Annotated in this window: 8 protein-coding genes; 5 read left to right on the forward strand and 3 right to left on the reverse strand. The window is 70.3% G+C overall.

The window, feature by feature from the left end:
- The first annotated feature begins 4 nt into the window (after positions 1–4).
- The 4 genes from LR394_RS04080 to LR394_RS04095 all read left to right on the forward strand — a co-directional run bounded on the left by LR394_RS04080 (position 5) and on the right by LR394_RS04095 (position 5079).
- The gene (locus LR394_RS04080) at positions 5–1600 is read left to right on the forward strand and encodes a hypothetical protein (protein ID WP_231438989.1); all 1596 of its coding nucleotides are present in this window, start codon (positions 5–7) and stop codon (positions 1598–1600) included.
- Positions 1597–2586 (forward strand): hypothetical protein, encoded by a 990-nt coding sequence (locus tag LR394_RS04085; protein WP_231438990.1) that lies wholly within the window; start codon positions 1597–1599, stop codon positions 2584–2586. Before LR394_RS04080 ends, LR394_RS04085 begins: the two co-directional genes overlap by 4 nt.
- A 37-nt stretch (positions 2587–2623) precedes the next feature.
- Positions 2624–3592: a tetratricopeptide repeat protein gene (locus tag LR394_RS04090; RefSeq protein ID WP_231438991.1), complete on the forward strand. Its 969-nt coding sequence runs from the start codon at positions 2624–2626 to the stop codon at positions 3590–3592.
- Positions 3593–3861: 269 nt separating this feature from the next.
- Complete coding sequence (locus tag LR394_RS04095; protein WP_231438992.1) at positions 3862–5079, forward strand: 2-dehydropantoate 2-reductase N-terminal domain-containing protein; 1218 nt, start codon at positions 3862–3864, stop codon at positions 5077–5079.
- Positions 5080–5139: 60 nt separating this feature from the next.
- Here the strand turns inward: LR394_RS04095 and LR394_RS04100 are convergent, their stop codons facing one another.
- Both LR394_RS04100 and glgB read right to left on the reverse strand, forming a co-directional pair.
- Positions 5140–7110, reverse strand: a complete 1971-nt coding sequence (locus tag LR394_RS04100; RefSeq protein ID WP_231438993.1) for a M13 family metallopeptidase — start codon at positions 7108–7110, stop codon at positions 5140–5142.
- Between the two features lie 47 nt (positions 7111–7157).
- Positions 7158–9503, reverse strand: coding sequence for a 1,4-alpha-glucan branching protein GlgB (gene glgB / locus LR394_RS04105; RefSeq protein WP_231438994.1), 2346 nt, complete (start codon positions 9501–9503; stop codon positions 7158–7160).
- Positions 9504–9720: 217 nt separating this feature from the next.
- On the opposite strand from glgB, the gene LR394_RS04110 reads away from it, so the two are divergent.
- A complete protein-coding gene (locus LR394_RS04110; RefSeq protein WP_231438995.1) occupies positions 9721–10344 on the forward strand; it encodes an arsenate reductase/protein-tyrosine-phosphatase family protein in 624 nt (207 codons plus the stop codon).
- 3 nt (positions 10345–10347) lie between these two features.
- Here LR394_RS04110 and LR394_RS04115 read toward each other — a convergent pair whose 3' ends face one another.
- Positions 10348–10641 (reverse strand): hypothetical protein, encoded by a 294-nt coding sequence (locus LR394_RS04115; protein ID WP_231438996.1) that lies wholly within the window; start codon positions 10639–10641, stop codon positions 10348–10350.
- Positions 10642–10653 lie beyond the last annotated feature (12 nt).

The raw sequence follows: 10653 nt of genomic DNA on the forward strand, positions 1-10653 counted from the left end.
GCCCATGTCAGACAGCCACACCAATCCCTCCGGCCTGCCCGCGGCCGGTCCAAGAATCGGCACCGAGACTGCACCCAACCCCGCCGAGGAACTCTCGGTCGCTCATGACGCCGCCCCGGCCGAGTCCGATGACGAAGGTGGCTCGGGTCAGAGCGAAGAGAAAACGGCTGCGCCCGAGACCGCCGGTCACAACGGCGCTGAGGCCCCGGCGGACGCGAAGGCCACCGACGGCCCGAGCCGGCCCGAAAATCCCAAGGCGGACGCCGAAACTGGCGAGCCAGAAGGCAGTACCGCTCCCGAACCCGACAAGCCGGGCAAAGACGTTGGTGGCTCGGATAGGTCAGCGGATGCCGAGCCTGCGAGCGGCGAGGCCCCTAAAGGTGCGTCCCCAGAAGACGGGACCCAGGCCGGACCGGCGCCAACCACCGCGCGCAGGACCATGGGTGGTACGGCAGCCGGAGCTGTCCATCGCCAGGCCGCAGCCGCTTTGGAGCGCAAGCCCGCCGAACCGGCTTCCCCCGATGCAGAAGAAGCACCAGGCCGGGCCGCCACCGAACCCAAGCCTTCAGGAACGGCCTCGGACTCGGCGCCTCTTGAGGCGGAGCGCAATGATCAGCTCGCCATCGCCAAGCGCAAGCCCTGGTCCGCGAACCGGCCGGACACCGCGCCCATCGCCCGGCCGGAGCCAGCCGCCACCAACGTGAGCCAGGCGGACCCGCGTCCCCCATCGGCTTCGGCCAGCCACGCCACCGAGGCGCCGCCAGCAGACCAAGATGTGCCGGAGAAACCGGTTTTCGCCTCTCGCCGGGAGCGCAAGCTCTACGAGACCGGCGCGATCAGCCTCCCTGGCGTCACCACCGAAGACACCGTCGCCGACCAACCCGGTGGCCCGCAAACGTCCCCCATCAGTGCACCGGAAACCGCGCCCACCGGCATCAACCCCCAGCCGGAACGGAAGCAGCCGGGCCGCCTGATCCAGAAGCTCAGCGTCGGTGCTGCCGCCCTGATCGCCCTGGCCGGTGTCGTCGTCCTGGTCGTCGGCGGTCTGAAGGCCACGGTCTGGGCACCCAGCGATGTGGTGGTGGGCAAGCTCGGCGCGAACTCGCAGAAGTTCCTCACCACCGAGGTCGGCGCTCTGGAAATGGCCGGGCCCCGGCTGCAGATCCAGGTTCAGGGAGCCGGCAGCGATCCGGTGTTCATCGGGATCGGCCGGGCCTCGGACGTGGACGCCTATCTGGGCGAGGCGGCCAGCGACCGGATCGTCGGCCTCGACCGGGATCAGGAGAACAGGCTGATCACCGAGACCGCCGGCAGTGACACCGCCGAGGTGCTCGACCCGGCCGGCGCCGACGTCTGGAAGGTCAGCGTGCTGGGGCAGGGTTCGGCCGAGCTCACCTGGCCCGAGCCGGCCGAAGGGCAGTGGCGGATGGTGATCGCGACCGACGGCACCGGCCCCGCCCCCCAGGACGTCACCCTGACCTGGTCCGGCCAGGAGCCGGTGAACCGGGCGCCGGTCTGGATCGCCGTGGGCGCGGTCCTGCTCGGGGCCGGGCTGATCGGCCTTTTCCTGCTCAGGGCCCGCAACCGGAGGCCGTCATGATCCGCCGTCGCACCGCGCTCGGCCTGCTGCTGACCCCGCTCGTGGTGGCCGGTTGCGGCCAGGAGGCCCTGGTGGTCACCGCGCCGCAGGCCGACCCCCAGGCCTACCCGGTGGTGGACTCCGGCCAGGCCGTCTCGATCCTCGACGCGGTCGATCAGGCCGTGGCCGCCGGAGTCAGCGCCAAGGACACGTCCGAGACCGCCGACGCCCGGCTGAGCGGCCCGTACCTGATGCTGGCGCTGGCCCGGGCCCGGGTCGCGGCCCGGCGCGAGCGCAAGATCGAGGCGCCGGACGAGGTCACCCGCGAAGCGCTGATCGTGCCCCGCAGCGTCACCTGGCCCCGGTTCTTCCTGGCGGTGGGGCGCAGCGAGAGTGCCTCCACGTACCTGGTCCGGGTGCTGCGTTCGGACACCGCCCGCGACCCGTACAGCCTGTGGGCCGAGGCGATGATGCTGCCCGGCGCCAGCCTGCCGGACGCCACCCAGGACGCGTCGGTGCTGGCCGAGGACGCGAGCGGGCTGCTGCTGACGCCCAAGGAAGCGATCGTGCGGTTCGCCGGTTATCTCAACGGCAAGGGCCGCGGCAGCGACGCCGAGAACTTCCGCCGCAGCGAGTACAGCGACCAGTTGCTGCAGCAGCTCGCGGCCGACACGGACGATCTGGAGCAGGTGGCGACGGTGAGCAGCCGGCACACCGCGGTGGACGAGACCCCGCTGGCGATGCGCACCGACGACGGCGGTGCTCTGGTGATCGGGCAGTTACGACAGACTTACACGGTGAAGGTGAAACCCGACTCCGGTGAGGTCAAGGTCCGCGACGCGGATCTGGCCGCGCTCGCCGGGGAGGAGGACGAGCTGAAGTTCGACGAGTCCTTCAGCCGTTCCGCGGTGGAGGTTGTGGTGCTGCACGTCCCGGCCCAGGATTCGAAGGAACGGATCCGCGTCGTCGCCGCCGCCAAGGGCGACGTCAAGGCCGTGGTGAAGTAATGACTCAGGTGTCGGGGCACGGAGAAAGGAACCCTCGATGACGAACCAGCCGGGGATGCGAGCAGGCGCAGGCAGGCCCTCGCTCAACCTGCGCGGTGCGGTGGACCTCGGGGCACTGGCCGCGCGGCCCGCGCCCTCCGGCGCCGGTGGCGGCGCCTCGAACGGCCCGGCGGCAGCGCCGGGTTCTTTCGTCATCGACACGACGGACGCCACTTTCGCGACCGACGTGATGCAGCAGTCGCAGAGCGTGCCGGTGGTCCTGGACTTCTGGGCCACCTGGTGCGAGCCCTGCAAGCAGCTCTCACCGCTGCTGGAGTCGCTGGCCGCGGAGTACGGCGGCCGGTTGCTGCTGGCGAAGATCGACGTGGACGCCAACCCGCAGATCGCCCAGGCCTTCCAGGTGCAGTCGATCCCGAGCGTGTTCGCGGTGCTCAAGGGCCAGCCGATCCCGCTGTTCCAGGGCGCCCAGCCGGACGCCCAGGTGCGCGCGGTGTTCGACGAGCTGATGCGGGTGGCCCAGGCGAACGGGGTCACCGGCCGGCTGGCCGCCGAGCCCGCGGGTGAGGGCGAGGAGGAGCCGGAGGAGGAACCGCTGCCGCCGCTGCACCAGGCCGCCTACGACGCGATCGAGCAGGACGACCTGGACACGGCCATCGCGGCCTACCAGCAGGCGCTGAAGGAGAACCCGGCCGACGACCTGGCCAAGGTCGGTCTGGCCCAGGTGCAGCTGATGAAGCGCACCGCCGGGGTGGATCTGAACGAGGCCCGGGCGGCCGCCGCGCAGAACCCCGCCGATCCGGAAGCGCAGATCGTGGTGGCCGACCTGGACGTGCTGGGCGGTCACATCGAGGACGCGTTCGGCCGGCTGATCGACACGGTCCGGGTCACCTCGGGCGAGGACCGGGACAAGGTCCGCCAGCACCTGGTCGAGCTGTTCGAGGTGGTCGGCAAGGAGGACCCGCGGGTCGGCAAGGCCCGGATCGCGCTGGCGAACGCGCTGTTCTAAAGCGATTTCGAACAACGGACGGTGTCGGCCTCTTTGGGAGGCCCGGCACCGTTCGTTGTTCTGGGACGTTCGTGGTGGGGATCCGACCGGCGTCGCGGCCGCCTGTGGCGAGCGGGCGAGGAGTGCGCCGTCCGTTCGCCGGATTCTGGCCGCAGCCGGGCCCGGCCGCCTGTCCGAAGGCGGCCCGACGGGGTTGAATGACAACACACGGTGACTCGATGTCACTGGTTGTCGTGTTCGCGGGCTTCGGCCCGGCTGGAGGGGGCCCTATGTCGCGCATCTTCATCGTGGGTGCCGGAGCGGTGGGCGCGGCTACCGGCCGGGCGCTCGGGCATGCCGGGCACCGGGTCACCTTCGTCGACACCGATCCGCGCCGGGTGGCGGTTCTGGTCAACGAGGGTCTGGACGCCCGCCGCGACCTGGACCTGTCCGGGGAGCCGGAGTCGTTCATCTTCCTGTGCACCCCGACCCGGGTGGTGGCCGGCCGGCATCACCTGGCCGATGTCGCGGCCGGGGCGGAGGCGATCGGCCGGGCGATGGCCCACGCCGACTGCCCGCACACCGTGGTGGTGCGTTCCACCGTGCCCCCCGGCACCACCCGGGACCTGGTCCGCCCGCTGGTCGAGCTGCACTCCGGCCGGCGTGAAGGTACCGGTTTCGGCATCGCCGCCAGCCCGCACTTCGACACCCGCTCCAGCGCCGGGCGGGTCGGCCGGCACGCCCTGGAGACGGTGCGCCCGCCGTTGACCGTGATCGGCTCGGACAGCGAGCGGGTGGTCAATGCGCTGCGCGACGTGCTGAACCCGATCGTGCCGCCGGGCGGGCAGATGCGGCTGCTCGACGACCCGGCCGAGGCCGAGATGATCAAGTGCGCGCACAGCCTGTTCAACGCCACGAAGATCAGCTTCTGGAACGAGATCTGGCGGGTCTGCGACCGGCTCGGCCTGGACCCGGACGAGGTGGCCGGCACCGTGGCGACCTCGGCCGACGGCTCGCTGAACCCGGAGTACGGGATCTGGGGCGGAGCCCCGTACGGCGGCAATCAGCTGCCCGGCGACACCCAGGGCTTCCTGGGCTTCGCCGAGGAGATCGGCCTGCCGATGCCGTTGCTCAGCGCCGTGGTCGGGGTGAACTCCGGGTTCGAGCAGCGGCTGGAGGCCGAGATGGAGGCGCTCAGCATGCTGGCGGCCGGGCCGCACTACTACGCGCCGGAATTCGGCGATCTGGATCCGGAAGCTCTTGACGAGCAGTGCGATCCGGATCTGGAGATCCCGCTGATCGCTCGCCCGGCGGCCGACGGCGGTCCGGGACCGGACGCGTCCCTGATTGACGAAAGCCCTTCCAAGGCAAACGAAACCGAACCGACCGGGCGTACCGAGCTGGCCGGCGGTGAGGTGCGAGACGTGCGCACCGACCCGACGGCCAACCACCCCTCGCGCCGCCGGGCCGGACGTCGTCCGTGGATCCCGCGCCAGCTCGGCCGCTGATCGAGGTCAACGAAAAAGCCCGGCCAACAGATGAGTTGGCCGGGCTTTCTCAGTTCGGGATCACCAGATGCGCACGCGCTTGGCCTCGTCCAGCCAGAGCCCGTCGCCCTCCTTCAGCCCGAACGCCGCGTGGAACTCGTCGATGTTGCTGACCACGGCGTTGCAGCGGAACTCCTCGGGGGAGTGCGGGTCGAGCGCGAGCCGGCGGATCACCTCGGTGTCGCGGCCCTTGCTGCGCCAGCCCTGGGCCCACGAGACGAAGAACCGCTGCCAGCCGGTCAGGCCGTCCAGCTCCGCGGGCTCGGCGCCGTCCAGCGCGATCCGGTAGGCGGTGTAGGCGATCGAAAGCCCGCCCAGGTCACCGATGTTCTCGCCGACCGTGAGCGCGCCGTTGACCTTGTGCCCCGGGGTCTGCCGGGGCTCCAGTGCGTCGTACTGCTCGATCAGGGCCTTGGTGCGCTTGTCGAACTCGGCCCGGTCGGCGTCCGTCCACCAGTCGTTCAGGTTGCCGGAACCGTCGTACTTGGAGCCCTGGTCGTCGAACCCGTGCCCGATCTCGTGCCCGATCACCGCGCCGATCGCCCCGTAGTTGGCGGCGTCGTCGGCCTCGGCGTCGAAGAACGGCGGCTGCAGGATCGCGGCCGGGAAGACGATCTCGTTCATCAGCGGGTTGTAGTACGCGTTGACCGTCTGCGGGGTCATGAACCACTCGTCGCGGTCCACCGGCTTGCCGAGTTTCTCGATCTCCCGGGCGATCTCGTAGTCACCGGCGCGGCGCACGTTGCCGACCAGGTCGCCCGGCTTGATCTCCAGGCTGGAGTAGTCGCGCCACTTGTCCGGGTACCCGATCTTGGGGGTGAAGCTGTCCAGCTTCTCCAGCGCCCGGACCCGGGTGTCCTGACTCATCCAGTCCAGCTTGGTGATGCTCTGCCGGTAGGCCTCGACCAGGTTCGCCACCAGCTCGACCATCCGGGCCTTGGCGGCGGGGGAGAAGTGCTCCTCCACGTAGAGCTTGCCCACGGCCTCACCGAGCGAGCCCTCGACCATCGACACGCCCCGCTTCCAGCGCTCGCGCAGCTGGGTGGCGCCGGTCAGGGTCCGGCCGTAGAAGTCGAAGTTCTCCTGGACCAGCTCGGCGTTCAGCAGCGAGGCCGAGCCGTGCAGGGTGCGCCAGGTCAGCCAGGTCTTCCAGTCGGCGATCGGGACCTCGGACAGCGCCTTGCCCAGCGCCGTGAAGAAGCTCGGCTGGCGCACCACGACCTCGTCGAAGGCGCTCTGCGGCACGTTCAGCGCGTCGATCCAGGCGGTCCAGTCGAACTCCGGGATCAGCTCTTCCAGGGCCTTGCGGTCCATCTTGTTGTAGGTCTTGGTGGCGTCCCGGTTGGTCACCCGGTCCCAGTGTGAACCCGAGAGCCGGGTCTCCAGCGCCATCACCCGCTGCGCCGCGTCCGCCGCCCCGGCCTCGTCGGTGATCCCGGCCTTGACCAGCAGGCGGGCGACGTGGGCGAGGAACTCGGTGCGGATCTCGGCGAACGTGTCCTCACGGTAGTAGGACTCGTCGGGCAGGCTGAGCCCGCCCTGGGTGAGGTACATGACGTAGCGGTCGGAGGCCATCGCGTCGTTGTTGACGAAGTAGCCGAACGGGGCGCCGCTGCCGGCCCGCTCCAGCACCCCGAAGGCGTTGACCAGGCCGGCCAGGTTGGTGATCTCCTCGATCAGCGCCAGGTCGGCGGTGATCGGGGCGGTGCCGAGGCGCTCGATCGTGGCTTCGTCGAGGAAGCTGGCGTACAGGTCGCCGACCTTCTGCGCCTCGCTGCCGGGCTCGGCGGTGGCGGCTGCATCGGCCGCCTTCTCCACGATCACCCGTAACTGGGCCTCGGCCTCGTCCCGCAGCCGGTGGAAGGTGCCGTAGACCGACTTGTCCGCGGGGATCTCCGCGGTTTCCAGCCACCTCCCGTTCACGTGCCGGAACAGGTCGTCCTGCGGCCTGATCGAGGGGTTGAGCTGCTCGATGTCGATACCGGACGTCATCGCCCGAGCGTATCCACCAACCCCTCGATCCGGACAGGACCCGCGGTTCAGCCCTCGGCTGATCCGGCCGGCGGGGTGAAGCCGGGGCCGGACTCGTGGTGCACCTCGTGGGCCGGCTCACCGGCGTTCCAGCCGGCCTCGGGTGAGGACTCCGGTACCAGCCAGACCATGCCCAGCGGCGGTACCCGCAGCGTGACCGACGACGGCTGGCCGTGCCAGGGGGTCGGCACGGCCTCGACCGCGCCCAGGTTGCCCACCCCGGAACCGCCGTAGTGCTCGGCGTCGGTGTTCAGCAGCTCCAGCCAGCGCCCGCCGGAGGGCACCCCGAGGTGGTAGCCCTCGTGCGGCTCGGTGGAGAAGTTGACCACCGCCACCAGCGGGTTGCCGGCCGCGTCGCGGCGGATGAACGAGAAGGTGTTCTGCTGGTTGTCGTTCGCGTCGATCCACTGGAAGCCGGCCGGGTCGCTGTCGGCCTGCCAGAGCGCCGGCTGGTCCTTGTAGATTCGGTTCAGGTCGCGCACCAGCTGCTGCACCCCGGCGTGCCAGGGCGTGTCCTCCAGCCACCAGTCCAGGCTGCGCTCCTCCGACCACTCCCGGTCCATGCCCAGCTCGGAGCCCATGAACAGCAGTTGCTTGCCCGGGTGCGACCACATGAAGGCCAGGTAGGCGCGCACGTTGGCGAGCTGCTGCCAGCGGTCGCCCGGCATCTTGCCCAGCAGCGAGCCCTTGCCGTGCACCACCTCGTCGTGGCTGATCGGCAGCACGAAATGCTCGCTGTAGGCGTACATCAGCGAGAACGTCATCTGGTGGTGGTGGTACTGCCGGTACACCGGGTCCTTCTGCACGTAGCCCAGCGAGTCGTGCATCCAGCCCATGTTCCACTTGTGCCCGAAGCCCAGGCCGCCCAGGTGGGTGGGCCGGGTGACGCCCGGCCACGCGGTCGACTCCTCGGCGATCATCAGCACGCCCGGGTGCCGCTTGTAGGCCGTCGCGTTGACCTCCTGCAGGAAGGCCACCGCCTCCAGGTTCTCCCGGCCGCCGTACTTGTTCGGCGTCCACTGCCCGGCCTCACGCGAGTAGTCCAGGTAGAGCATCGAGGCCACCGCGTCCACCCGCAGGCCGTCGATGTGGAACTCCTCCAGCCAGTACAGCGCGTTGGCGACCAGGAAGTTGCGCACCTCGGTCCGGCCGAAGTCGAAGATCAGCGTGCCCCACTCGGGGTGCTCGCCGCGGTGCGGGTCGCCGTGCTCGTACAGCGGCTGGCCGTCGAACTTGGCCAGGGCGAACTCGTCCTTCGGGAAGTGCGCGGGCACCCAGTCCATGATCACGCCGATCCCGGCCTGGTGCAGCCGGTCGACCAGGTGCCGGAACTCGTCCGGGGTGCCGAACCGCGAGGTGGGCGCGTAGTAGCCGCTGACCTGGTAGCCCCACGAACCGCCGAACGGGTGCTCGGCCACCGGCAGGAACTCCACGTGGGTGAAGCCCATGTCCTGCACGTAACCCACCAGCTGGTCGGCCAGTTCGAGGTACGACAGGCCCTGCCGCCAGGAGCCCAGGTGCACCTCGTAGGTGCTCTGCGGCCGGGTCAGCGCCTCGTGCTGCGCGCGCTCGCCCATCCACTGCGCGTCCTGCCACTCGTAGCGGGACTCGGTGACGATCGAGGCGGTCTGCGGCGGGACCTCGGTGGCGAAGGCCATCGGGTCGGCCTTCTGCCGCCAGTGCCCGTCCCGGCCGAGGATCTCGTACTTGTAGCGGGTGCCCACGCCCAGGCCCGGCACGAACAGTTCCCAGATGCCGGAGCCGCCCAGGCTACGCATCGAGTGCGCGCGCCCGTCCCAGGCATTGGCGTCCGAAACCAGGCGCACCGCCTGGGCATTCGGCGCCCAGACCGCGAACGAGGTGCCCTCTACATCGCCGATCAGACCGGGGAAGCGGCGCGGGTGGGCGCCCAGCGCCCGCCACAGTTCCTCGTGCCGGCCCTCGGCGATCAGGTGCAGGTCGATCTCGCCCAGGCTGGGCAGGAAACGGTACGGCTCGTCCAGGACGAGTTCGTCGGCCTCGTACCGCACCGCGATCCGGTAGTCGCCCACGGTGGACCGCTCGAGCACGCCGACCCAGATGCCATCCTGCTCATGGGTGAGCGGGTGCCGTTCGCCGTCGTCCGTGACCACCGCGACCTCGGCGGCCAGCGGCCGCAGCGTGCGCACGGTGACCCGCCCGCCGTACGGATGAGCGCCGAGCACCGAGTGCGGGTTGTAGTAGGCGCCGTTCCCCACCTTGGCCAGGACATCGGAGTCAACCGGCTTCACGGTGGACGTCACGACGATGTCGGTACTGGACAGCGGGCCGGTGCTCGCTTCGAGGGGGCTCTGCGAAGTCGGAGACTGTGCCATGTCGGGAAGTCTGGCACGCATCGGGCGGGGCGGCATGGCGCCTCGCCACCGCCGGTGGAGTGGTGAGGTGGATCTCGGCCCGCGAATACCCTACTTGGAGTAGTCTCTCGCTTACCCTAAGCCTCAATGCCGTGGTCAGGGCGTTTCTGACCGTCGCAGTGGATCAAGATAACGATTCGGTGCGCCGGCTTCGGCAGTGATCGGGAGGGCGGAGCTCATGGGCCCGAAGGTGTTGCTGGTCTGCACCGCCAACATCTGCCGGTCGCCCGCCGCCGAGCGTCTGCTCGCCGGTCGCCTGGGCGGGGCGGTCGAGTTCTCGAGCAGAGGGACGCGTTCGGTCACCGGCGCAGGTATCTGCGACTTCTCGGGATCCTGGGTGGAGACCCACGGCGGGCTGGTGCGGGCGCACGAGTCCCGGCAGCTGGAAGTCGCGGACATCCGGGCCGCGACGATGATTCTCACCGCCTCGCAGGCTCAGCGCGGACGGGTGATCGAGATGCGGCCCTCGGCCCAGGTGCGCACCTTCACTCTGCTGCACGCCGCCCGGACCGCGCAGTGGCTGGCGGCTTCCGGCCGGACTCCGCCGCGCGACGTGGACCTGGCCGACCGCCTGCTCTGGCTGGTCGAGGAACTGGACGCGAACCGGGGCTCGGCGCCGCGGGCACTGGCTGGTCCGACGGCCGATGACGAAGACGAACTGCCCGACCCGCACCGCGGCGGTCGGCATCCGCAGGTGTTCGCCCGGCTGCAGGCCGCGGTGGAAGACCTGTGTGCTCCCTTGCTGTTCCGCGGGCCGGCGCTGCGCCGCGACCGTGCCCGCCTGCGCCAGAAGACCAGCTGACTTCTAGCTGATGCCCTCGCAGGAGGGGCACAGCTCGCGGATGCTGCCGACCGGGCCGGAACGGCGCCAGTCGTTCCACTCCGCGGTGTAGACCGTGCCCGCGCCCCGGCAGGTGCCGCACGACGTGGCCTCGGCCAGGTCGATCTCGTCGTCGCGGCGGTTGCGCAGCAGTAGGGCCAGGCCCGCGACCATCAGCAGCGAGGGCAGCCAGAGCAGGGTGTAGTCGCCGAGCAGCAGGTTGGTGACGTAAAGGACAGACGCGGCGAGCGCCAGAAGGGCCCCGAACACAGCGTTCACGTCGCTCCTCCC

The sequence above is a fragment of the Kineosporia babensis genome, from assembly GCF_021129305.1.
Classification (GTDB): Bacteria; Actinomycetota; Actinomycetes; order Actinomycetales; family Kineosporiaceae; genus Kineosporia; species Kineosporia babensis.

Excerpts from the sequence above, each read along its gene's own strand:
- LR394_RS04085 (WP_231438990.1), top strand. The coding sequence starts at position 1,597 with ATGATCCGCCGTCGCACCGCGCTCGGCCTGCTGCTGACCCCGCTCGTG.
- LR394_RS04095 (WP_231438992.1), top strand. The coding sequence starts at position 3,862 with ATGTCGCGCATCTTCATCGTGGGTGCCGGAGCGGTGGGCGCGGCTACC.
- LR394_RS04090 (WP_231438991.1), top strand. The coding sequence starts at position 2,624 with ATGACGAACCAGCCGGGGATGCGAGCAGGCGCAGGCAGGCCCTCGCTC.
- LR394_RS04080 (WP_231438989.1), top strand. The coding sequence starts at position 5 with ATGTCAGACAGCCACACCAATCCCTCCGGCCTGCCCGCGGCCGGTCCA.
- LR394_RS04110 (WP_231438995.1), top strand. The coding sequence starts at position 9,721 with ATGGGCCCGAAGGTGTTGCTGGTCTGCACCGCCAACATCTGCCGGTCG.
- glgB (WP_231438994.1), bottom strand. The coding sequence starts at position 9,503 with ATGGCACAGTCTCCGACTTCGCAGAGCCCCCTCGAAGCGAGCACCGGC.
- LR394_RS04100 (WP_231438993.1), bottom strand. The coding sequence starts at position 7,110 with ATGACGTCCGGTATCGACATCGAGCAGCTCAACCCCTCGATCAGGCCG.